The sequence below is a fragment of the Polyangium spumosum genome, from assembly GCF_009649845.1.
GTDB lineage: Bacteria > Myxococcota_A > Polyangia > Polyangiales > Polyangiaceae > Polyangium > Polyangium spumosum.
Map to the genome: position 1 here is coordinate 224,975 of NZ_WJIE01000005.1, position 21,575 is coordinate 246,549.

Sequence of the window (21,575 nt, forward strand, 5' to 3'; positions counted from 1 at the left end):
GGCCGCCGCGGGATGCAAGCACTCGAAGCCGGGAGCAGGGGCTCACCGCCCGCGGACGGGTCCGTCCACCTGGCCGCGGGTCCTGTCTCGGACCAGGGACCGCTCCCCCGGGTCCCCGCTCCCGTTCCTCGCGAAGCCCTGACGCGCGTGGCCGAGGTGGTTAGGCTCCCCCGCATGGCCAGAACCGAGAGCAAGGGTCGTATCGTCACGGACAGCCGCCGCATCGAGGAGATCGCACGCAATGCCAGGCGGGTCGCCGTGCTCGGCATCAAGACCGAAGCGCAGGCGGGCCAGCCCGCCCATTACGTGCCCGCGTATCTCCAGGGCGCGGGCGTCGAGATCGTCCCCGTCCCCGTCTATTACCCCGACGTGACGAAGATCCTCGGCCAGCCCGTCTATCGGCGCCTCGCCGACGTGCCGGGCGAGATCGACATCCTCGACGTCTTCCGGCGCCCGAGCGACATCCCGCCGCACGTGGACGACATCCTCGCGTTGCGCCCGAAGGTCGTCTGGTTCCAGTCGGGCATTCGTAACGACGAAGTGGCCGAGCGCCTCGCGCGCGAAGGAATCGAGGTCGTTCAAGACCGCTGCTTGATGGTCGAACACCGCCACGCGCGCTGAATGGACGGGGCGCTCTTTCCGGAACACCGGAACGACCTTGGTCGTCGGAGGACGGGGGCTGTTCGGGCGCGGGACGAGCGGAGGCGTGATCGGCCGGGGGCCGTTCCCCGCCCGGACGAGACCGGCGCGTGGCCCTCGGCGCGCCCGGCGAAAAACAGCCGCGGGCCCCTCGCGCGGCCGGGGGCCGTTTCGCGAAACCAGGGCTGGCTCGCCACGGGGACCGAGGTTGTTCGGGCCCCGAACCCCCCTCGGCCCGATCGCGCGGCGCCTGTCTCGCGGCGGCGCCGGAGGAGGACGACCACGACGAGCCCGGTTCTCGCCGGAGACCGAGGCAGCGCGAGCGCGCGGAACCTCGACGGGGCGAGACCGGGGGTGGCGGGCGCCGGAGACACGAGCGGTCCGGGGGCGAAACAGGCGCGGGGCGCTCCGCGCGGCGGTTGTTTCGCGGTTCCGGAGGCCCGCGAGCTCGTGCAGAATGCGCCGATCCCGCCTGATGCTCGCCGAGAACACGATCTTCGCCGGACGTTACCGGCTCGTACGTCGCATCGCGGCGGGCGGCATGGGCGAGGTCTACGAGGCGCGGCACCTCGAGACCGAGAGGCCCGCGGCGCTCAAGGTGATGCTCCCGCACGTCGCCGAGAGCGCCGCGCTCCGCGAGAGGTTCCGCCTCGAAGCGCGCGCCGCCGCGCTCGTCGAGAGCGCCCACGTCGTCGAGGTGCTCGACGCAGGCGTCGACGAGGCCACCGAGAGCCCGTTCCTCGTGATGGAGCTCCTGCGCGGCGAGGACCTCGGCAAGCGGAGCGCGCGGCTCGGGCCGCTGCCGCCGGAGGAGGTCGCGACGTGGATCCTGCAGACGGCGCGCGGGCTCGACGCGCTGCACGCCGCGTCGATCGTGCATCGGGACCTGAAGCCGTCGAACCTGTTCCTCGCCGAGCGCGCCGGCGAAGCGCCGCGCATCAAGCTGCTCGATCTCGGCGTCGTGAAGCGCGTGGCCGAGACGGCGGGCACGACCTCGGCCGTGGGGACGCCGCTCTACATGGCGCCCGAGCAGCTCCGGAACGGCAAGGTCGGGCCGCAGACGGACGTGTATGCGCTCGGGATGGTGGCGTATTCGCTGCTCGTCGGGCGCGCGTACTGGGCCGCGGAAGCGGAGGACGCGGAGAACACGCTCGCGTTCGCGCTGACCACGCTCGACGGTCCGCCGGAGCCTCCGAGCACACGCGCCGCGAGGGCCGGGGTCACGCTGCCCGTCACGTTCGACGTGTGGTTCGGGCTGGCGACCGCGAAAGAAGCCCAGGACCGCTTCCCGAGCGCGGGCGCCGCGGCCGAGGAGCTCGCGATCGCGCTCGGCGTGAAGGGCGAGGGCGCGACACGCACGCTCTCGCTCGACGGCGAACGACGGATTGCCCTGCCAAACGAGGCGCCCGCCGCCACGAAGACCCGCGACATGCGGCGGACGATCGCGGCGGCGATCGGGATCGTGGCGCTCGCCGGGGGCGCATGGTTCTTGTTGCAACGAAGGACGGAGGCGCCTCCGCCGTCGCCCGCGCCACGCGCGACCGTCGCGTCGATCGAGTGCACGGCCGCGAAGATCACGGGGCCGGGCGCGACGGACAAACTCGCCGACGCGCTCGGGAAAGGTGCCTGCGCGCGCCTCGCGATCGAGCTCGGCGTGGTCTGGAACAACGAACCCGGCGCGCGGCTCGACGTCACGGCCGAGCTCGGCGAGGGGAACACGAAGGTCACGCTCGCCATCGCCGGCGAGAAGGCCGAAGGCGAGGGCGCGACGCCGATCGTCGCGACGAACGCCGCGATCCAGGCGCTCCTGCCGGCCCTCACCAAGCCGGCGCCGTCGAAAGAATACCTCGTGGACTGGGGCGTCGGAGACGTGACGAGCGCCTACCGGATCGAGCGCGTGGTGCGGCGTCGCGCGTTCGACTTCGCGCCGCGCGACGGGGTCGAGGCGGAGGCGCTCGCTCGGACGAACCCCGACTCGGCCGTGCCGCACGTGCTGCTCGCGTGTGATCGGCGTCGAGAGGGCGATCCGGCGAGCGCCGTGGTGGCCAAGGAGGCCGCGCTCGTCCGCCTCTCCTCGTTGCCGAAGCGTCGCGCGAACGTGCTCGAAGGCCTGCTCCGTACGTACGTGCGGCCCGCGAACGACGACGAGATGGCGCGGGGCGTGGCGCTCCTGGTCCAGTCGTACGGCGAGCTCGCGGAGGACCCGGATTTCGCGGCGCTCTACACGTCGTGCGGGTGCATCGTGACGGAACAGACGCTGCCGATGACGGACTGGCTCGCCAAACGCTGGCCTACGATGGCGCTGCCGATCCTGCGCTGCGCGTTCCCCGCGGCGAGCAAGGACGACGCGCGGCTCACGCGTTTCCTCGGCTGGATGGACGCGACGCTTCCGGAGTGGAAGGGCCTCTGGGTCGAGACGCTGCTCGAAGCAGGCCGGATCGAGGAAGCGCGGGAAGCCGAGCTGATCCGGCGCGAGCTCGGCGCGGAGACGGCCACGCGCGCCGAGCTCGCGCGGGATCGTGCGCTCATCGCGTTCGCCTCGCTCGACGGGAAGGCGGCGCGCGCGGCTGCCGAGGAGATGCTCGGCGAGCCCGATCCCGAGGCGAACCACGAGGGCGCGGAGCTGCGCATCGGCGCGATGCTGCTCGCGGGAAAGGTCGACGACGCGCTCGCGTCGTTCGGCTACGAGGTCGGCCGTCAAAAGGCCCTCGGGCGCGCGAAGCAGGCCGGCGAGCTCGCCGAGGAAGAGCAGCGGATCCGACGCTTGCTCGGGCGCACGTCGAAGGGCGAGGTGGTCGCGGCCGCGGCGGAGGAAGATCGCTCCGACTTCGAAAAGGGCCTCGCTCTCGAGGCGCGCGGCAAGCGGAGAGAGGCAGAGGCCGCCTACCGAGCCTGCCTCGTGCGGCCGTGGCAGAGGCCCTTCGACACGATCGCGGCGCGTGTCCGGCTCGCCGAGCTCGTGCGCGCCGCGGGCAAGGCGGACGAGGCGCGCGCGCTCGACGCCGCCGTGAACGAGGCCTGGGCCGGGGCGGATCCGGGCCTAGGCGACTTCGTTCGCCGCATGAAGTAAAACGGTCCGCGCATGACGAGCGGCGACACGAAGACGCTCTCGCCGACGAGGGACGCGGGCTCCGATCGCGCGGCCGTCCGCGCGCCTTTGCTCTTCCTCTGCCTCGAGAGCCACCGCCCCTTCGCCCCCGCCGCGCGCCTCTCGCTCGCGGGGATCGACGAGGTCACCTTCGGCCGCGGCGCGCCGCGCTCGTTCGAACGCCCGTCGCCGCGGCGGCTCGCCGTGCGCGTCGACGACGCCTGGATGAGCACGAACCACGCCCGGATCGGCAAGGTCCTCGGCCGCTTCACGATCGAGGACCTCGGCTCGAAGAACGGCACGCGCGTCAACGGCGAGGCCGTCACGCGCGCCGCGCTCGCGGACGGCGACCTCCTCGAGCTCGGCCGCACGTTTTTCGTCTTCCGCGAGGGCCTCGTGGTCTCACCGGATGAACCTCCGATCGTCGAGGTCTCCGCGGACGGGGCGAAGGCGCCCGGCCTCGCGACGCTCCTGCCCTCGCTCGGCCGCGCGTACGAGACGCTCGCCGTGATCTCGCGGGCGACCTTGCCGATCCTCGTGACGGGCGAGACGGGCACGGGCAAGGAGGTGACGGCGCGCGCGATCCACGCGCTCTCGGGGCGTCCGGGGGCGTACGTCGCTCTGAACTGCGGCGCGCTTCCCGAGTCGCTCGTCGAGGCGGAGCTCTTCGGCCATCGGCGCGGCGCGTTCTCCGATGCGAAGGAGGATCGACCCGGCCTCGTGCGCGCCGCCGATCGTGGCACCTTGTTCCTCGACGAGATCGGCGAGCTCCGGCCGCCTGCGCAGGCGGCGCTCCTGCGCGTGCTCGAGGAGCGCGAGGTGCGGCCGATCGGCGCGACGTCGCCGGTGAAGGTCGACGTTCGCTTCGTCTCGGCCACGAACCGTGGCCTCGAAAAGATGGTCTCTGCCGGCGCGTTCCGCGCGGACCTCTTCCATCGGCTCGCGGGCCATCACATCGAGCTCTCGCCTCTGCGGGAGCGCCGCGAGGATCTCTTCCTCGTCGCGGCCTCGCTCATCGAGCGTCACGCGGGGGCCGAGGCCTCGCGGGTGCGTTTTCACCCGTCGGCGGCGCGCGTGATGTTCGAGTATGGTTTTCCCGGGAACGCGCGGGAGCTGGAGAAGGTGCTCGGCGCGGCGCTCGCGCTCGCGGGCGGGGGCGAGGTCGGGCTCGAACACCTCCCGCCCTGGGCGCGCGGCGAGGCCGCGGACGAGCCAGCGGCGGCGGTGAAGGAGGGCGAGGGCGAACCGCTGCGCGAGGAGCTCGTACGCCTCTTCCGCGAGCACAAGGGCAACGTCTCGGCCGTGGCGCGCGTGATGGGCAAGGCGCGGATGCAGGTGCAGCGGTGGATGAAGCGGTACGGGATCGATCCCGAGGCGTTCAAGAAATAGGGGGGTCGAGCTGGTGCAACACCTGCAACAGGGGGGTGCAACCGGTGCAACCGCCACGATCGGCCCTGCAACAGCCGCATTTCGGAGAGCCAACCCACGAATTGCCGCCCTCGCGGCCTCCTTTCGACCTGGCACGCCCGCTGCAATGCCTCCTCGACGAAGCCGACGACAACCCCGGCAGAAATGAATGGAGGTTCCCATGACGACGCTCAAGCACTCGTTCCTCTCGCTCGCGATTGGCCTCTTCTCGGCGATGTTCATCGGTGGCTGCGCGGCCGAGGCGGCGAGCGTGGAGGACGAAACGACGGCCGAGGCGGCCTCGGAGGCGGGCCACGCAAAGAAGGGTGATTACGGGTATGAAATGCAGGATCTCCGCCTCGTCTCGGGCGAGGCCGCGCCCGCGGCCGACGCGGTGACGCCGGACGGGCGTATCGCTCCCGAGGAGGTCCTGCGCCAGGCGACGGCGAAGATCCCGGCGCTCCGGGCCTGTTATGCGGAGGCGCTGAAGAAGGACCCGGGCCTCGGCGGCAAGGTGATCGTCCGGATGCACGTCGAGGCGGACGGCAAGGTGAGCTCGTCGCGCGTCACCGGCGGCTCGATCGGCGACGCCGCGCTCGGGAAGTGCCTGGCCCAGGAGCTCGGCTCGATGACGCTGCCGGCCGCTCCCAAGGGCGCGCTCGAGGTCGTCTATCCGATCGAGCTCTCGCCCGACGATCTCGCGAAGAGCGCGCCCTCCGGCGCCTGATCCCTGGACGCTCGACACCGAGGCGCGTGCCGGCCTACCCTGCCCGGCATGCGCCTTCGACTTTCTGCTTCGCTCGTCTTTTTTTCCCTCACGAGCGTCCCCTTCACCGCGGCCGCCGCGCCGCTCTTCGTCGAAAAAACGGAGAACCTCGGCTCGCCCCAGCCCTGCGCGGCCTCGAACGAGGGCTGCTATTCGCATTACGTGCTCCTCGTCGACCTCGACCGCGACGGCGACCTCGACGCCGTCTTCGCGAATGGCGGCGGTTATTACACGCCCGCCACGACCGCTCCCCTCGCGGCCTACCTCAATGACGGCGCGGGCAACTTCGTGGAGATCGGCCCGACCTCGTTCGGCGGTTTCTCCGGGCGGGTGCGGCAGATCGCGGCGGCCGACGTGGACGCCGACGGCGACCTCGACCTCTACGCGCCGGACGCGTATGGCATGCAGCCAGACGCGCTCTTCATGAACGACGGACAAACCCCGCCCGGGTTCACGGACGAGGGGCCGGCGCGGATCGGCGTCTCGTCGCGCTCGGCGGGCGCGCGGTTCGGCGACCTCGACGGCGACGGCGACCTCGACCTCGTCTCGACCGACTGGGGTGCGTCCCCGCCAAACTCGGCCGGCACGGCGCGGGTGTACCTGAACGACGGGGCCGGGTTTTTCCAGGAGAAGCTCGAGGCCGTCCCGCAGGGCACGCAGGCGATCGGCACGGGGCCCATCGACGCGGACCTCGTCGACGTGGACGGCGATTTCGATCTCGACCTGCTCCTCGCCAGCCGCAAGGGAGAGTCGCTCCTCTTCCGGAACGACGGCGCGGGCGCGTTCGTCGACGCGAACGGGGACCTGCCGGACCAACCGGGCCCCTACGTGTACGGCCCCGACGCGTGTGACGTCGACGGCGACGGCGACCTCGACCTGTGGCTCGACAATGGCGCGGCGGACCTGCGCGAGCAGCTCGTCATCAACGACGGGAAGGGCGTCTTCTCGGACGAGACGGCGGCGCGGGTCGTGGGCAACCCCGGCGCGGACGACAACGAAGTGCAATGCGCGGACGTCGACGGAGACGGCGATTTCGACGCGGTGATCGCGTCGCTCTCGGGGAACGAGCGGATCCTCCTGAACGACGGCGCGGGGCATTTCACGTTCCCCCCGGAGCCCACGTTCCCCACGGTGAACGATTTCACGCTCGGCCTCGACCTCGGCGACGTGAACGGCGACGGGATCCTCGACGTGATCACGGCGCAGGGGGAGGGCGGAGACTTCTCGAACCGGCTCTATTTCGGCGTGGCGCCGCTCCCCAAGGACACGCGCCCGCCGGTCATCCGGGCGGTCGAGGCGCTGCCGAGCGGAATGCCGGGCGGAGAGCGGATCGTGCGTTTCGCGGTGAGCGACGAATCGACGACGGACGCGGGTCCGAGGCTCGCGAGGGCGTTCGTCGAGATCGAGGCCGCGGGCGGCGTCGCGGACGCAAAATTCATCGGGGGAGACCTGTTCCGAGCGACGTTCGTGGCCCCGCCGGACGCGACGGTCGTGTATCGAGCTTGCGCAGAAGATCGGCAAGGAAACAAAGCTTGTAGCGCACCCTTGAGTTTTGCGAGCGGGAGCGGAAGCGGCAGCGGCGGCGCAGGCGGCAGCGGCGGCGCAGGCAGCACCAGCAGCAGCAGCGGCGGCGCGGGCGGAAACGGCGGAATGGGCGGCGCGGGCGCGGGTGGCAATCCCGGGCCCGTGCTCGACGACGAGGCGGGCTGTGGCTGCCGGATCCCGGCCGCGCGAGGGCACGGCGGCGGCGGCATCGGGCTCGTCGCGCTCGTCCTCGGATGGCTCCTGCGACGTGGGCTGTCCCGTGACCACCGGGCGACGCCGCCGCGAAAACGTTGAAATCGAGCGCCGGGTCGCGCGCCCCGGGTCCTTCGTGGTAGCATCGGACCATGAAGAACTTGCTCCTTTCCTCGGCCCGCTCGCTCCTCCTGCTCGGCCTCCTCACCGCGGGCCTGCCCGCGTGCAGCACCGACGCCGAGGCCGTCTGCGAAGCCAAGTGCGATTGCGAGGGTTGCAGCCGCTCGCAGCTCGACGACTGCTATTTTCACGCCGAGCGTGAAGAGATCGACGCCGACCGCGCGAGATGCCTCGACCTCTGGGATGAGCTCCAGGCCTGCGAATGGGACACCGGGCGCTGCCGGGGCTCGGATTGGGACACGAGCTGCGGCCCCGAGCGTGATCGCTGGAACAAGTGCCGCAACTGAGGCCACGCGCGCGCCCGTTTCGCTCGTCCGCCCGCTCCCCGGTGCGCGCGTGAAAACGCCATGCGCAACCGGTTGCTGGGACACCGCGTCGTCTCCATGGCCCCCTCGGAATGCCCGAGACAAGCCAGAAACAACGCGGGTGGGGCTGGGTTTTCTATCTGTTCCTGATCCTCGCCGCGCTCTCGTTTTCGGGCGTCTTCGGGGCCACGAGCGCGCGCTCGATCCCCTACGACGAGGCGGTGCGGCTGGTCCAGGCAGGGCGCGTCGCGTCCGCCTCCATCACGGCCGAAGACGTCGTCCTCCACTTGAAGACGGAGGGCGCGCCTCCCGCGGAGACCACGAAAAAACCGCCGAGCTTCCTGCCCGCGCCGCCACCCGCGAAAGGCGAGGAGGTGCGCACCGGCCGCATCCCGGGCGTCGAGAAGGAGCCGCTCGTCGAGGCGCTGCTCTCGAAGGGCGTCACCGTCGAGGCCCGGCCCTCGCGCACGCCCTTCTGGGTCATGGCGCTCTGGTGGATCATCCCCCTCATCGCCATCAACCTCCTGTTCTTCGCGGCCTTCCGCAGGTCGACCGGCGGAGGCGTGGGCGGCCCGCTCGGGCTCACCCGCTCGCGCACGCGCCTCTACGATCGCACGGGGCGTGACCCGGTCCGCTTCGCCGACGTCGCCGGCGTCGACGAGGCGAAGGACGAGCTCGTCGAGGTCGTCGACTTCCTCAAACGCCCGGCCCGCTACCGCTCGCTCGGCGGCAAGATCCCGCGCGGCATCCTGCTCGTCGGCCCGCCGGGGACCGGAAAAACCCTGCTCGCCCGCGCCGTGGCCGGCGAGGCCGAGGTGCCGTTTTTTTCGCTCAACGCGAGCGAGTTCGTCGAGATGTTCGTCGGCCTCGGCGCCGCCCGCGTCCGCGACCTCTTCACCGAGGCCCGGAAAAACGCCCCCTGCATCGTGTTCATCGACGAGATCGACGCGGTCGGCCGCAGCCGCGGCGGCCTCGGCGCCCTCGCCACGCACGACGAGCGCGAGCAGACCCTCCAGCAGCTCCTCGCCGAGCTCGACGGCTTCGACCCCCGCGCCACCGTCATCCTCATGGCCGCCACGAACCGGCCCGAGGTCCTCGACCCCGCGCTGCTCCGGCCCGGCCGCTTCGATCGGCAGGTGATCGTCGATCGGCCGGACCTCGCCGGCCGCGAGGCGATCCTCGCGGTGCACGCGCGGCGCTTGCCGCTCGGGTCCGACGTCGACCTTGGCGCCGTCGCGCGCAGGACGCCCGGCATGGCCGGCGCCGACCTCGCCAACATCGTCAACGAGGCCGCGCTCGCCGCCGCGCGCCGCAGCGGCCTCGACATCACGCAGGCCGACTTCGACGACGCGCTCGACCGCGTGCAGCTCGGCCTGCGCCGCCGCGGCCTCATGATGACGCCCGCCGAGCGGCGCCGCGTCGCCGTGCACGAGTCCGGTCACGCCCTCGTCGCGCTCGCCTTGCCCGAGGCCGATCCCGTCGAGCGCGTATCGATCGTCGCGCGCGCGGTCTCGCTCGGCGTGACCATCCAGGTCCCGCGCGACGAGCGGCACGTGCTCACCGAGTCCGAGCTCGAGACGCGCGTGATGGTGCTGCTCGGCGGGCGCGCGGCGGAGGAGCTCTGCCATGGCTCGCCCTCGACGGGCGCGCATGACGACCTCGGCCGCGCGACCGCGCTCATGCGGGAGATGATCACGCGCTTCGGCATGAGCCGGCGGCTCGGCCTGCCTGCGCTGACGCGTAACGTGGGCGCGCCGCTGCTCGGCGTGACGCAGGAGGAGCGGATGTGCAGCGACGAGACGGCGCGCGAGATCGACGAGGAGGTGCGCGACCGGCTCGCCGAGCTCTTCGGGCGCGCCAAATCCCTGCTCGAAGGCCGGCGCGCGGGCTTGCTCGCCGCGGCGGAGGCGCTCATCGCGCGCGAGACGTTGACCGGCGCCGAGATCAAGCGGATCGCGGACGAGGCGGCCTGAGCGTCTTCAGTGAGCGGGGGCCTCCGCGGCCCTCCGCGGGGTCTCCACGCGGTGCTTGGGGGGAGTGGAAGGGGTCGCGTGGATCGCCCCGCGGAGGGCCGGCAGAAGTCCTACGAGGCCGATCGCGAGCAGCGGATAACCGGCGAGGATGAAGGCCAGGTCGCCGATGGCGAAGCCGACGAAGAGCATCATCAGCACGATGCACACGGACACTTGCGCTTTTTCGCGGTACGAGAGGCGCCGATCGACCGCCGCGAGCCCGACGGCCGCGACGCTCGCGCCCACGGAGCCGATGGAGCCGGCGATCATGACGCCGAGCCCGCCGCGGCCGATGATCACGGCGGCGAGGCCCACGGCCGTGAAGAAGCTCGCCAGGACGAGGTCCTTTCGGGACGAGTCGTCTGCCGCTCGCCCTTCGCGTGCCGATTCCGTGCGCTCCATGAACGTCCGCGCGGTTGCACCCCGCGTGCCCGCCGAATTCACCGGTAAAACCGGGCCAAACGCGGCACGAATCGAAGAAACCTGACGCTACGGAAGGCGCGCGGATTGCGCGTCACGCGCATGTTTTGCGTTTCGAATGGGCCGCGACGACGTGTATCGTTACGCAACGAAAGTCCGATCGAGGGAGCTTGCAATGTCGATGCCCGATCATGTCGCGAAGAACCGGGAGTACTGGAACCGTATCGCCTCCGAGTACCAGAAGGAGCACGAAACGCAGCTCGGCATCGTCGAGCCGACCTGGGGCGTGTGGGCCATCCCGGAGCGCGAGCTCGGCCTGCTCGGGGACGTCGCGGGCAAGGACGTGCTCGAATTCGGCTGCGGCGGGGCGCAGTGGTCGGTGGCCCTCGCGCGCCGCGGGGCGCGGATGACGGGGCTCGACCTCTCCGACGAGCAGCTCCGCCACGCGCGGGAGCTCACCACGCGCGAGGGCGTCTCGGTGACGCTCCTGCAAGGCAGCGCCGAAGCGGTGCCCCTGCCGGACGCGAGCTTCGACCTGGTGTTCTGCGATCACGGGGCGATGACGTTCGCCGACCCGTACAAGACCGTACCCGAAGCGGCGCGGCTCCTGCGCCCGGGCGGGCTCTTCGTGTTCAACATGGCGACGCCGTGGCTCTACGTCGCCATCGACAAGGCGACGGATCGTGTGGTGCCCCAGCTCCTCAACGATTACTTCAGCCTGCATCGCGTGGAGGAGGACGACGGCTCCACGTCGTTCAACCTCCCGTACGGCGAGTGGATCCGCCTCTTCCGGCGCTCGGGGCTCGTGGTCGAGGACCTCGTCGAGCTCCGGCCGCCCGAGGGCGCCACGACGACCTACGAGGGATATGCGCCCCTCGAATGGGCGCGCAAATACCCCGCCGAGCACGTCTGGAAGGTGCGGCGCGAGGCGCGCTGACGCGCAACCCTCGACGCCTCGCCGGCAAATCGTGTTTTGCCGGTGAAGAGACCGCTGTCCGCGCAGGGCAGCGCCGGGATACGCTTTACAAGCGCCGTCCGCGCGTGCGATGGACGAGGGTGGCCATGGGAGACCCCACGGTTCGACGCACCTTTTTGCTCGTGCGGGCGCGCTCCTGGATCTGCGCGTTGCCCGCATCCTCGGTCGTCGAGACGATGCGCCCCCTGCCGATCGATCCCGTCGCGGACGCGCCGCGCTTCGTCGCGGGCCTCTCGGTGGTGCGGGGCGAGGTGATCCCCGTGCTATCGATATCGAAGGTCCTCGGCGGAGCCGAGGCGAAGGAGGCGCGGCGGCTCGTGCTCGTGCGGGCGGGCGAGCGGCGGATCGGGCTCCTCGTCGAGGACGTCGTGGGCATCGAGGAGCTCGACGAGGCGCGCCTCGAGGCCGCGCCGCCGCTCCTCGGCGAGGCGCTGCCGCGGGAGGTCGAGCGCCTCGGATCCCTCGACGGGCAGGCGCTCGTGGTGCTCGACGCCGCGCGCCTGCTCCCGGCCTCCGCCTTCGACGCGCTCGCCGGTGCCGGAGCCCGATGAGCGCGCCCCGCGACGCCAAGGGAATCGAGGACCTCGTCGAGGCCCGCTTCGGCCTCGCGCCCTCGGGCTTTCAGCGGGACCGCATCGAGGTGCTCCTCGGGGAAAACCCGCCGCGAGGTGGGCCCATCCCGCTCGAGCGCCTGGTCGAGGCGGTGACGGTCGGCGAGACCTATTTCTTCCGCGAGCCCATGCAAATCGAGGCGCTCGTGCGGCGCGTGCTCCCCGAGCGCGCGCTCGTGGGGCCGCGGGGTCGAAAGGTGCGGATCCTCTCGGCCGGCTGCTCCTCCGGCGAGGAGCCTTATACGATGGCCATCGCGGCCGAGGTGAGCGCGCCGGAGCTCGCGCCGCTCCTCTCGATCACGGGGCTCGATCTGAATGGGTCCGCCATCGAGAAGGCCCGGCGGGCGCGGTATTCGTCGTGGGCCGTGCGCGGGGCCTCGCAGGAGATCCGCGAGCGGTTTTTCCAGAGAGACGGCGACGCGTTCGTCCTCGATCCGCGCATCCAGCGCCGCGTGGGCTTCGAGGAGGGCAACCTGCTCGAGGTGCTCGCGCGCTCGCCGGAGGCGAGCTACGACGTCGTCTTCTGTCGCAACGTATTGATCTATTTCTCGGAGCGCGCGCTCCGCCGGGTGCTCTCGGGTTTCTCCCGGGCGCTCGCGCCGGGCGGGTATCTCTTCCTCGGGCACAGCGAGTCGCTCCGCGGGGTCACGGACGAATTCGAGCTCGTGCACGAGCACGACGCATTTTATTATCGCTCGAAGGGCCCGGGCCCGTCCTCGACGACGGCGGCGCCGCTCCCCCCGCCCCCGCGCCGCGCGTCCGAGCCGACGATACCCGCGGTTCCGGCCACGCCGGAGGAAGCGGCGCCCTCCTGGGCGGAGGAGATCCAGCGCTCGACCGCGCGGATCGCCCGGATCGCAGAGACCCGCGAGGCCGAAGGCGCGGCGAGCGCGAGCCCCGCGCCGCCGGTGGCGGGCGCGCCCTCCGCGCTCGCGCGCGTGCTCGATCTGCTCGAAGCGGAGCGGCACGACGACGCGCTCTCCGTGGTGGCGGCGGCGGGGCCCTCTGCGCCGCCGGAGCTCGAGCTCTGCCGGGCGGCGATTTACGGAGAAAAGGGCCGCTCGCGGGACGCGGAGCGCACCCTCGGCGCCCTGCTCGCGCGGGGGCAATGCGAGACAGGGGCCCATTACCTGCTCGGGCTCTTGCGTGAGAACGAGCGCGACGTCGAGCGGGCCGCGTGGCATTACCGCGAGGCGAAGCGGAGGGATCCGCGGTTCTCGCTGCCGCACCTGCGGCTCGGCATGGTGCTCCGGCGCGAGGGCGAGCGCGCTTCTGCCCGCGCGGAGCTCGAGAGGGCCCTCGAGCTGCTCCGGACCGAGGAGCGCGCGAGGATCGTGATGTTCGGCGGGGGCTTTCGAAGAGAAGTATTGCTCGAGCTGTGCAGGGCGCAGCTCGGCGCGCTGGGCGTCCAGACACCGGAGCCGACGCCCATTTGATCGACAAGGACGAGGGAGGCGGGCTTCGTGGGAAAATCATGGACCGTGGGGCAACAGATCGCGGCGGGCTTCTTGCTCCCGCTGCTCATCCTCATCACGCTGGGCTCGTTCTCCTACCGGTCGAGCCAGCGGCTCCTCGCGACGAGCGAGGCGGTCACGCAGGCGCACGAGGAGCTCACGGGGTTATCGAACTTCCTCGCGTCGCTCGACGAGACCGAGACGGGCAAACGTGGCTACGTGATCACGGGCCGCGACGATTTCCTGAAGCCCTATTACTCGGGTAAAAAAGGCGTCGCGACCGAGCTCCGGCAGCTCGAGGAGCTCTTCGGCGACGACCCCATCCAGAAAGAGCGCATCGGCGAGCTCCGCCCCCTCGTGGAGGAGCGCCTGCGCGAGATCGACGAGACGATCGAGGCACGCAGGGAGAGCGGGTTCGACGCGGCGCTGAAGATCGTCCTCGAAGGCACCGGCGCGCGGGTGATGGAGAACATCCGGCGCATCGTCGCCGAGATGAAGGCGCACGAGCACAAGCTCCTCACCGAGCGGAACACCGAGGCGAAGCAAGCCGCCGCGTGGCTCAGCCAGATCCTGATCTTCGGCACGCTCGTGGCCGTGCTGATCGTCGCGGCCGTGGGCCTCGTCGTGACCCGCGGCCTCGGGGCGCGTATCGGCGCGGCCGTGCAGCACATCCGCAGCGCCGCGGCCGAGCTCGAGGCGGCCGCGACCCAGCAGGTCAAGGGCGCGAAGGGGCAGGTCTCGGCGGCGACCGAGGTGAGCACGACGGTGCGCGAGCTCGTCACGACGTCGCGCCAGATCTCGGAGAGCGCGCAGCGGGTGACGCTCGTCGCGAGCGAGACGGCGCAGGCGGCCCGCGGCGGCAACCAGACCGTCGAGGGCGCGCAGGAGGCGATCGAGACCGTCCGGCGGCAGGTCGACCAGATCGTCGAGCACATGCTCGATCTCGGCCGCAAATCCCAGGAGATCGGCGGGATCCTCGACATCGTCTCGGAGCTCGCCGAGCAGACGAACATCCTCGCGATCAACGCGACGATCGAGGCCGTCGGCGCCGGGGAGTCGGGGCGGCGCTTCGGCGTCGTGGCGAGCGAGATCCGCAAGCTCGCCGATCGCGTGGGCGGGTCGGCCAAGGAGATCCGCCGGCTCATCGAGGAGATCCGGACCGCGGCGAACACCACGGTGATGGCCACCGAGGACGGGGCGAAGGCGGTGGAGGCCGGGACGCGCCGGTTCGGCGAGGTGGCGCAGAGCTTCAAGCGGATCGTCGACTACGTGGGCTCGACGGCCGAGGCCTCCCGCGAGATCGAGCTCAGCACGAAGCAACAATCGAGCGCGATGGAGCAGGTCGCCTCCGCCATCGCGGACGTGGCCCAGACGGCGCGCGAGAGCGAGGCCGGATCGTCGCAGACCCTGAACACCGCGTCGCAACTCGCTGGTTTGTCCGGGGACCTCGTGCGCCTCATCCGGCGCGAGGAGTCGTCGGCTTGAGCGCGCACGCGCTCGCGCTGCGCCGCGCCTTCGACGCCTCGTTCGCCGCGCCGTCCCGCGACGCCGAGCAGGCGGGGGCGCTCGTCCTCGCCATTCGAGCGGGCAGCCAGAGCTACGCGGTCCGGCTCTCCGACATCGACGGCGTCCACGAATGCCGCAAGATCGTGCCCCTTCCCGGGAGCCCCCCGGGCCTGCGTGGCATCACCGGGATCCGCGGCCGCCTCTTCGCCGTACACGCGCTCGCCTCGCTCCTCGGCCTGCCCGAGCCTCGCGAGAGGCCGCGCTGGCTCCTCCTCGCGGGCGGCGACGCGCCCATCGCCCTGAGCGTCACGGCCATCGAAGCCTGCCTCGAGGTGAGCCCGGCCGATCTCGTGCCCGCCGAGGGGGACGGCGAGGGCTTCGTCCGCGAGCTCGTCACGATCGCCGGGCAGACGCGCGGCGTGCTCGTCCTCGAACCCCTCGTCGAGCTGGCCAAAACGCGGGCCGGCGAGCGCCACGAGGGGGCGCCATGAGCGAGCGCCGGGAGGGTCGGCGATGAAGGAGCTCGAGGATTATTTCCGGGACGAGGCGCACGAGATCGTCGAGGGCCTCACGCGGGACCTGCTCGTCCTGGAGAAGAACCCGACGGACACGGGGATCCTCGCCCGCTGCATGCGCCTCGCGCACACGCTGAAGGGGGCGGCGCGTGTGGTGCGGAAGAACCGCATCGGCGAGATGGCCCATACCATCGAGGACGCGCTGGCCCCGTTCCGGGACGGCGAGGAGCCGATCACCCGCGATTACGTGAGCGACCTCTTGCGGATCCTCGACCGGATCCGCGAGGAGACGACGAAGCTCGGGGCCGCGCCGTCGGAAATGGACGAGGCGCAGGGGCCCGCCGCGCTCACTTCGCCGCCGGAGGGCGACCGGCTGGAGACGGTGCGCGTCGACATCACCGAGATGGACGCCCTGCGCGAAGGTTTGTCGGAGGCGGCCATCCAGATCGGCCCGCTGAACGGGGGCCTCGGCGCGCTGCAGCACGCGCTCCGGCTCGTGGTCCTCTTGCGGAGCGAGCTCGCAGCCGGGGCAGGCGCGGGCGAGCGCGGGCGAGGCGCGAGGCTCGGCGCGGCGATACACGAGATCACGCAGAGCCTCCTCTCGGCCGAGCGAGACATCGGGTCGGCGGTCGGGCGGATCGAGCGCGAGCTCGGCGAGGTGCAGGAGCGCGCGTCGACGTTGCGGCTCCTGCCGGTGGGCGCGATCCTCGGCACGCTGGAGCTCACGGCGCGCGACGCGGCCGAGGCGCTCGGCAAGGACGTGAGCTTCTCGGCGCGTGGCGGCGACGTGCGCCTCGAAGGGCACGTGCTCTCCGCGGTGCGCGAGGCCTTGCTGCACGTGATCCGCAACGCGGTCGATCACGGCATCGAGCCTGTCGACGAGCGCATCGGCTGGGGCAAGCCCGAGGTCGGCCGCATCCACCTCGAGATCGAGCGGCGCGGCCGGATGGTCGTGTTCCGCGCGAGCGACGACGGGCGCGGGATCGACGTCGCGGCCGTGCGGCGAGCCGCCGCGGCGCGTGGCCTCGCCTCGGGGAGCGAGGCGCTCGGCGAGCAGGAGGCGCGCGACCTGGTCTTCCGCCCGGGGCTCTCGACGGCCCCGCAGGTCACGGAGATCTCGGGGCGAGGCGTGGGGCTCGACGTCGTGCGCGAGGTGGCCGATCGCCTGCGGGGATCGGTCCGGCTCGAGAGCAAGCTCGGCGAGGGCACGACGGTCGAGATCGAGGTGCCCGTGTCGCTCTCGTCGATCCCGGTGCTCTCGGTGATGTTCGGCGGATCGACGGCGCTCGTGCCGCTCGACGCGGTGCGGGGCACGCGGCGCGTGACGTCGAATGAGCGGCTCGCCGATCCCGAAGGCGAGCGGATCCTCTTTGGTGATCGGGCCGTGCCCTTCCTGCCGCTCGGCGTGGTGCTCGCGCCCGAGGGCGAGGCGCGCGAGTTGCCCGAGGTCTGCTCGGCGGTGATCATGCAGTCGGGCGAGGCGTGGATCGCGCTCGGCGTGGATCGTCTTCTCGGCACGATGGATGTCGTGCTCCGGCCGCTGCCGCCGGGCGCGGGGGCCCCGGCGGGCGTGGCGGGTGCGGCGTTCGACGCGCAGGGCGATCCGATGCTCGTGCTCGATCCCCCGACGCTGTCGAGGGTGAACACGCGCGAGATGACGACGGGCGCGCCGGCGACGCGGCGCCCGGCGCCGAAGCGTCTCCCGATCCTGGTCATCGACGACTCGCTCACGACGCGTATGCTCGAGCAGAGCATCCTCGAGTCGGCGGGTTACGAGGTGGACCTCAGCGCGTCGGCCGAGGAGGGGCTACGCAAGGCGAAGGCGCGCAGGTACGGCCTGTTCATCGTGGATGTCGAGATGCCGGGCATGAACGGCTTCGAGTTCACGAAGGCGACGCGCGCCGATCCTGCGCTGCGCGACGTGCCCGTCATCATCGTCACCTCGCTCGCGACGACGAAGGATCGCGAGCGAGGCGCCGAGGCCGGAGCGTCGGCGTACATCGTGAAGGGCGAGTTCGACCAGAAGCTCTTCGTTCGCATGGTCGCGGAGCTCCTCGGGACGGCCTCATGAGCAAGACACGTGTCCTCGTCATCGAAGACTCCCTCACCGTGCGCCGCCGTCTCGTGCTCGCGCTCGCGGCCGATCCTGGCTGCGAGGTCGTGGGCGAGGCCGGGGACGGCGAGCGAGGCATCACGCTCTGCGAGTCGCTCCGGCCCGACGTGGTCACGCTGGATCTGATCCTCGAGCGGGGCACCGGCATCGAGGTCACCGAGCACATCATGGCGTTTTGCCCGACGCCGATCGTGATCGTGTCGGCCGCGTCGAACCGTGGCGACATGACCAAGACCTACGACGCGCTCCGGGCCGGCGCGCTCGAGGTGATCGAGAAGCCGACGGGCGACGCGCCCGACGAGGAGTGGTCGCGGCGCTTCGTGGAGACGGTCAAGCTCGCCGCGAAGATCCGGGTGATCACGCACCCGCGCGGCAAGCTGAAGGCGAACCCGAGCGCGCCGCCCGTCCTCGCGCCTGCCCCGCTCCCGGCGCGGCCGGTGTCGCTCGTGGAGCCGCCCTCGAGCCACGGGCTCGTCGCGATCGGCGCCTCCACCGGCGGCCCTGGCGCGCTCGTGCAGATCCTGCGCCAGTTGCCCGCGACGTTCCCGCTGCCGGTGCTGCTCGTGATCCACATCGGCCTGCCGTTTGGCCGTGCGTTCGCCGAGTGGCTGGACGGCATGGTGCCGCTCTCGGTGGTGGAGGCGAAGCACGGCGATCTGTTGCCTCCGCCGGGCGCGGGGCGTGTCCTGATGGCGCCTCCCGACCGGCACCTCGTCGTGCGAGGCGGCAGGCTCTGGCTCGACGACGGTCCGGAGCGCCACTCGTGCAAGCCCTCGGTCGACGTCCTCTTCGAATCGGTCGCCGAGGAGTTTGGTCGTGCGGCGATCGGCTGCTTGCTGACGGGCATGGGCAAGGACGGCGCGCTCGGCCTGCTCGCGATGAAGCGCGCGGGCGCGATGACGCTCGTGCAGGACGAGTCCACGTCGGTCGTCTTCGGGATGCCACGCGAGGCGATCCGGCTCGGCGCGGCGAGCCGCATCCTGCCGGTCGGCGAGTTCGGTCGGACGTTGCTGATGCTCGGTCGCGCGGGGCGAGGGGGGAATGTGTAAAAGGAAAGGTCGGGGCAGAGGAAGCCACATATCCTCGTGGTCGACGACAACCTCACCGTGAGGGGCCGCGCGGCTCGTCTGCACGACGGGGCCGGGTGCCTCCACGAGCGTCATTCCGTCTTCGGCTTCGCCCGCGCCTTGCGGCGGGCTTCGCGACGCTCGTGGCGCTCGCGAATGGGGCGGACGAGCTCCTCGATCTCCCCTTGGATCATTTTTTCCATACGCTGTTCAAATGCGAGGCCAAATCCCGAAGGCATGACCATGTGAAAACCAGTGTCATTTTCCGCGTCTTCTGGGAATCCCTCCCATCGAAGCGGAATGCCGCTCTGCACGAGCTTGCTGCGGATACCTATGAGGGCATTTTGGAGCGCCGCCATCGAATCAATGCTTTTGCCGAATTGCATCGAGTCGTCCCCCAACCCCAGGATGACGAAGGGGCATCTCCACACATCGTCCCCAGGGGGTAATTCAGGAGAACCGACGCGGACCACGACGATGCCGCCAACGGCATCACGTCGCTCGAGGCGGCGCTCGGCGATCCAGCGTGTTCGTTTGGTTTTCGAGGTGGTCTTTTTAGGCTTGGACATTATCATTTCCCAAAATTTCTGTGGCAATAGCCGCGCTTCTCCTGTTCGGTCAGCAGGGTCTTTTCCCAGCACCTCGCACGGTCGTCACGCCTGCGAATCGCGTTGCAAAAGTTCTCCCACATCACGCCGCCGGCCGCGGCCGCGTCGAGGCAACGGTTCAGGTTCGGCGGGGGCTGCTTCGGTTTCCGAGCCACCTCCGCAATCTCCCCCGTGGCCTCCACCGCCGCGGCAATCGCGACGGCGACGGGGGCCGCATCGATGACGATCTCCGCGAGAGCGACCACCACCAGCACAAACGCCGCGGCGTTCCCGACGAGCGCACGCTCGGCCGCCGTTTGCCCGTTCGCAGGCGCGGGCGACGCGGACACGCGCAGCTTGCCGAGCAGCTCCTCCGACACCGTCATCCCTCGCAGCGCGATCCGCATGCAGATCGCGAGCTCCGGATGCGGCACGCCTCTTCCCTCGACCTCCACGACGCGGCCCTCTTCGTCGACCTTCACCGTCGCATCGAACGTGTAGTACCCCCCTCCGAGCTCGCCACCGAGCTCGTCGACACACGCCCGCAATCGCTCCGCGGTGGCGGCGGGGAGGCGCGGGCGATCGTCCGGGTGGTGGCGGATCGTGGCCGAGGAGCAGCCAAACGGCACGAGCGCCACCGTCGCGAGGCCGAGCAGCCCGAAGGAAACGAAGGTTCGCATCCGCTGAAGCCGCATGACCAAGATGCGACCAGACGTCTCGAGCTCCGTCAACCTGACCAGTACGCACCATCACCAAACGACGCGTCTCGAAGTCTCGCGCGGCCGTCTCGAAGTCTCGTGCGCGAACCCCGAAGGTCTCGCCCACGCGTCTCCAGGTCTCGCCCACGCGTCTCAAAGTCTCGTGCGACCGTCCCGAAGGTGAGCGAACGAACCCCGAAGGTCTCGCCCACGCGTCTCCAGGTCTCGCGCACGCGTCTCAAAGTCTCGTGCGCCCGCCTCGAAGGTGAGCGAACGAACCCCGAAGGTCTCGCCCACGCGTCTCCAGGTCTCGCCCACGGGTGGTGCGGTAATTACCGCAGTCGCGCGTCAATTGACCGCAGTTTACTCCCCTCCTTTCGGGTCATCGAACCCAGGGAACAGGGAGAGTTGGCCGATCGGCGGAGCCTTCGGGCGCCACGCGAAGAGGTCAAGCTGCCCGGTCGGATCGGCAACCGGCTCGACGGGGATCGCAACGGGCACCGGGGCGACCGGAGGCGGTTCATGGTGACGCTCTCCCGATGCCTTCCCGCCCCCCACGACGCGGAGGAAGCCGCGCCCGTTCGGAAGCTCCCGCGCCGTTGTCTCGGGGACGCGGGCCGCAAGCGGCTGACGTTCCGGGGGCTCGCACGGGCCCGCGGTGAGCAGGGCGGCCTGGAACTCTTCGATCGTCCACACGTGGTCGGTCAAGCCGAGCTGCATCGCCGGGGTCACGCGGAGCGTCTTCACGACCGTTCCCAGGTTGTACCAGGCGTAGTTCAGCGCGACGGCGGCCTTGTGCCTGTCGATGCGCTTGCTGAACGCGAGGCAAAGCCGACGCATGCGCCCGATGTGGTGACGCATCGTCGCGTTGTTCCGCTCGACGTAGGCCGTGCTCGCCGCGTCCAAATCCGGGGCGCCGAAGATCGCCCGCTTCGTGATGAACGGATCCCGGGGGGGCTCGTACCGATGATCGGCCGAACCCTCGCGCCGCCCGCGCTTCGTGTAGTTCTTCACGGTCTGCGCGTAATCGACGCCGGGACCGAACGCGGAGCCGATCGCAGAGACGTAGGGCGCGAACCCGTCCGAGGTCATGGCTGGCATCACGACCAGGCGGGCGCGAAGGTCGGTCATGAAGGCGTCCGTCGATGCCTGGTCGCGCTTGCCCACGTACCAGGCGATGACGAAGCGGCTCGACGCGTCCAGGGCGACGAAGGTGTACGCCTCGCCGACGTCCGGCCCGTCCTCTGGGGTCACGCGGGCCTGCTTCTTCCCGACGTAGCTCCAAATCTCATCGACGGTCACGAGGCTGCAATGCAGGCCCCGCGCGAGCCGGTTGTGAAGGTTCACCGCGCCCTCGCCAAGGGAGAGCGCGAACCGTCCGATCGTCTTCTGTTGGACGCCGGTCATACGCTCGACGGCGCGCTCGCTATTGCCCTCTACCAGGGCCGCAAGGACGCGGAGACGCTTCTCTTCGGAAAGGAAGTTCGCCATCGG

At 70.9% G+C, this 21,575-nt stretch carries 18 protein-coding genes; 14 read left to right on the forward strand and 4 right to left on the reverse strand.

The genetic code is table 11. The annotated features are described in order from the left end of the window. Positions 1 to 174 precede the first annotated feature (174 nt). The 7 genes from GF068_RS18375 to ftsH all read left to right on the forward strand — a co-directional run bounded on the left by GF068_RS18375 (position 175) and on the right by ftsH (position 10,095). Entirely contained in the window at positions 175 to 621 is a 447-nt protein-coding gene (locus tag GF068_RS18375) for a CoA-binding protein (RefSeq protein ID WP_153820711.1), read from the forward strand. Between the two features lie 475 nt (positions 622 to 1,096). After that, positions 1,097 to 3,709, forward strand: coding sequence for a serine/threonine-protein kinase (locus GF068_RS18380; protein WP_153820712.1), 2,613 nt, complete (start codon positions 1,097 to 1,099; stop codon positions 3,707 to 3,709). Positions 3,710 to 3,721: 12 nt separating this feature from the next. Then, positions 3,722 to 5,116 (forward strand): sigma 54-interacting transcriptional regulator, encoded by a 1,395-nt coding sequence (locus GF068_RS18385; RefSeq protein ID WP_153820713.1) that lies wholly within the window; start codon positions 3,722 to 3,724, stop codon positions 5,114 to 5,116. Between the two features lie 199 nt (positions 5,117 to 5,315). After that, positions 5,316 to 5,861, forward strand: a complete 546-nt coding sequence (locus GF068_RS18390; RefSeq protein ID WP_170319560.1) for an AgmX/PglI C-terminal domain-containing protein — start codon at positions 5,316 to 5,318, stop codon at positions 5,859 to 5,861. Between the two features lie 48 nt (positions 5,862 to 5,909). Continuing rightward, positions 5,910 to 7,739, forward strand: a complete 1,830-nt coding sequence (locus GF068_RS18395) for an FG-GAP repeat domain-containing protein (RefSeq protein ID WP_153820715.1) — start codon at positions 5,910 to 5,912, stop codon at positions 7,737 to 7,739. A 50-nt stretch (positions 7,740 to 7,789) separates the two neighbouring features. Further along, positions 7,790 to 8,104 (forward strand): hypothetical protein, encoded by a 315-nt coding sequence (locus tag GF068_RS18400; protein ID WP_153820716.1) that lies wholly within the window; start codon positions 7,790 to 7,792, stop codon positions 8,102 to 8,104. Between the two features lie 110 nt (positions 8,105 to 8,214). Then, on the forward strand, positions 8,215 to 10,095 hold the full coding sequence (gene ftsH, locus GF068_RS18405; protein WP_153820717.1) for an ATP-dependent zinc metalloprotease FtsH: 1,881 nt from the start codon (positions 8,215 to 8,217) through the stop codon (positions 10,093 to 10,095). A gap of 6 nt (positions 10,096 to 10,101) precedes the next feature. Here the strand turns inward: ftsH and GF068_RS18410 are convergent, their stop codons facing one another. Further along, positions 10,102 to 10,536, reverse strand: a complete 435-nt coding sequence (locus GF068_RS18410; RefSeq protein WP_153820718.1) for a hypothetical protein — start codon at positions 10,534 to 10,536, stop codon at positions 10,102 to 10,104. Between the two features lie 193 nt (positions 10,537 to 10,729). Between GF068_RS18410 and GF068_RS18415 the strand changes: the two genes are divergently transcribed. The 7 genes from GF068_RS18415 (at position 10,730) to cheB (ending at position 18,778) form a co-directional block, all read left to right on the forward strand. Then, positions 10,730 to 11,491, forward strand: coding sequence for a class I SAM-dependent methyltransferase (locus GF068_RS18415; RefSeq protein WP_206079498.1), 762 nt, complete (start codon positions 10,730 to 10,732; stop codon positions 11,489 to 11,491). A gap of 125 nt (positions 11,492 to 11,616) precedes the next feature. After that, a complete protein-coding gene (locus GF068_RS18420) occupies positions 11,617 to 12,081 on the forward strand; it encodes a chemotaxis protein CheW (protein ID WP_153820719.1) in 465 nt (154 codons plus the stop codon). Continuing rightward, complete coding sequence (locus GF068_RS18425) at positions 12,078 to 13,577, forward strand: CheR family methyltransferase (RefSeq protein ID WP_153820720.1); 1,500 nt, start codon at positions 12,078 to 12,080, stop codon at positions 13,575 to 13,577. The genes GF068_RS18420 and GF068_RS18425 overlap by 4 nt, the downstream gene beginning before the upstream one ends. Before the next feature lie 27 nt (positions 13,578 to 13,604). Further along, on the forward strand, positions 13,605 to 15,080 hold the full coding sequence (locus GF068_RS18430; RefSeq protein ID WP_338046449.1) for a CHASE3 domain-containing protein: 1,476 nt from the start codon (positions 13,605 to 13,607) through the stop codon (positions 15,078 to 15,080). After that, the gene (locus GF068_RS18435) at positions 15,077 to 15,592 is read left to right on the forward strand and encodes a chemotaxis protein CheW (protein ID WP_153820721.1); all 516 of its coding nucleotides are present in this window, start codon (positions 15,077 to 15,079) and stop codon (positions 15,590 to 15,592) included. Before GF068_RS18430 ends, GF068_RS18435 begins: the two co-directional genes overlap by 4 nt. 22 nt (positions 15,593 to 15,614) lie before the next feature. Continuing rightward, on the forward strand, positions 15,615 to 17,687 hold the full coding sequence (locus GF068_RS18440; protein ID WP_153820722.1) for a hybrid sensor histidine kinase/response regulator: 2,073 nt from the start codon (positions 15,615 to 15,617) through the stop codon (positions 17,685 to 17,687). Further along, entirely contained in the window at positions 17,684 to 18,778 is a 1,095-nt protein-coding gene (gene cheB, locus GF068_RS18445; RefSeq protein WP_153820723.1) for a chemotaxis-specific protein-glutamate methyltransferase CheB, read from the forward strand. The genes GF068_RS18440 and cheB overlap by 4 nt, the downstream gene beginning before the upstream one ends. A gap of 110 nt (positions 18,779 to 18,888) precedes the next feature. On the opposite strand, the gene GF068_RS18450 is transcribed toward cheB, so the two are convergent. The 3 genes from GF068_RS18450 to GF068_RS18460 form a co-directional block, all read right to left on the reverse strand. Further along, the gene (locus GF068_RS18450) at positions 18,889 to 19,371 is read right to left on the reverse strand and encodes a DUF6968 family protein (RefSeq protein ID WP_153820724.1); all 483 of its coding nucleotides are present in this window, start codon (positions 19,369 to 19,371) and stop codon (positions 18,889 to 18,891) included. Then, entirely contained in the window at positions 19,368 to 20,063 is a 696-nt protein-coding gene (locus tag GF068_RS18455; protein ID WP_153820725.1) for a hypothetical protein, read from the reverse strand. Before GF068_RS18455 ends, GF068_RS18450 begins: the two co-directional genes overlap by 4 nt. 381 nt (positions 20,064 to 20,444) lie before the next feature. Next, positions 20,445 to 21,572 carry a transposase gene (locus GF068_RS18460; protein WP_153820726.1) on the reverse strand — a complete coding sequence of 376 codons (1,128 nt, stop codon included), beginning with the start codon at positions 21,570 to 21,572 and terminating at the stop codon, positions 20,445 to 20,447. Positions 21,573 to 21,575: the final 3 nt, after the last annotated feature.

Coding starts and splice junctions, on each gene's coding strand:
- GF068_RS18375 (WP_153820711.1), top strand. CDS start 175: ATGGCCAGAACCGAGAGCAAGGGTCGTATCGTCACGGACAGCCGCCGC.
- GF068_RS18380 (WP_153820712.1), top strand. CDS start 1,097: ATGCGCCGATCCCGCCTGATGCTCGCCGAGAACACGATCTTCGCCGGA.
- GF068_RS18385 (WP_153820713.1), top strand. CDS start 3,722: ATGACGAGCGGCGACACGAAGACGCTCTCGCCGACGAGGGACGCGGGC.
- GF068_RS18390 (WP_170319560.1), top strand. CDS start 5,316: ATGACGACGCTCAAGCACTCGTTCCTCTCGCTCGCGATTGGCCTCTTC.
- GF068_RS18395 (WP_153820715.1), top strand. CDS start 5,910: ATGCGCCTTCGACTTTCTGCTTCGCTCGTCTTTTTTTCCCTCACGAGC.
- GF068_RS18400 (WP_153820716.1), top strand. CDS start 7,790: ATGAAGAACTTGCTCCTTTCCTCGGCCCGCTCGCTCCTCCTGCTCGGC.
- ftsH (WP_153820717.1), top strand. CDS start 8,215: ATGCCCGAGACAAGCCAGAAACAACGCGGGTGGGGCTGGGTTTTCTAT.
- GF068_RS18410 (WP_153820718.1), bottom strand. CDS start 10,536: ATGGAGCGCACGGAATCGGCACGCGAAGGGCGAGCGGCAGACGACTCG.
- GF068_RS18415 (WP_206079498.1), top strand. CDS start 10,730: ATGTCGATGCCCGATCATGTCGCGAAGAACCGGGAGTACTGGAACCGT.
- GF068_RS18420 (WP_153820719.1), top strand. CDS start 11,617: ATGGGAGACCCCACGGTTCGACGCACCTTTTTGCTCGTGCGGGCGCGC.
- GF068_RS18425 (WP_153820720.1), top strand. CDS start 12,078: ATGAGCGCGCCCCGCGACGCCAAGGGAATCGAGGACCTCGTCGAGGCC.
- GF068_RS18440 (WP_153820722.1), top strand. CDS start 15,615: ATGAAGGAGCTCGAGGATTATTTCCGGGACGAGGCGCACGAGATCGTC.
- cheB (WP_153820723.1), top strand. CDS start 17,684: ATGAGCAAGACACGTGTCCTCGTCATCGAAGACTCCCTCACCGTGCGC.
- GF068_RS18450 (WP_153820724.1), bottom strand. CDS start 19,371: ATGATAATGTCCAAGCCTAAAAAGACCACCTCGAAAACCAAACGAACA.
- GF068_RS18455 (WP_153820725.1), bottom strand. CDS start 20,063: ATGCGAACCTTCGTTTCCTTCGGGCTGCTCGGCCTCGCGACGGTGGCG.
- GF068_RS18460 (WP_153820726.1), bottom strand. CDS start 21,572: ATGGCGAACTTCCTTTCCGAAGAGAAGCGTCTCCGCGTCCTTGCGGCC.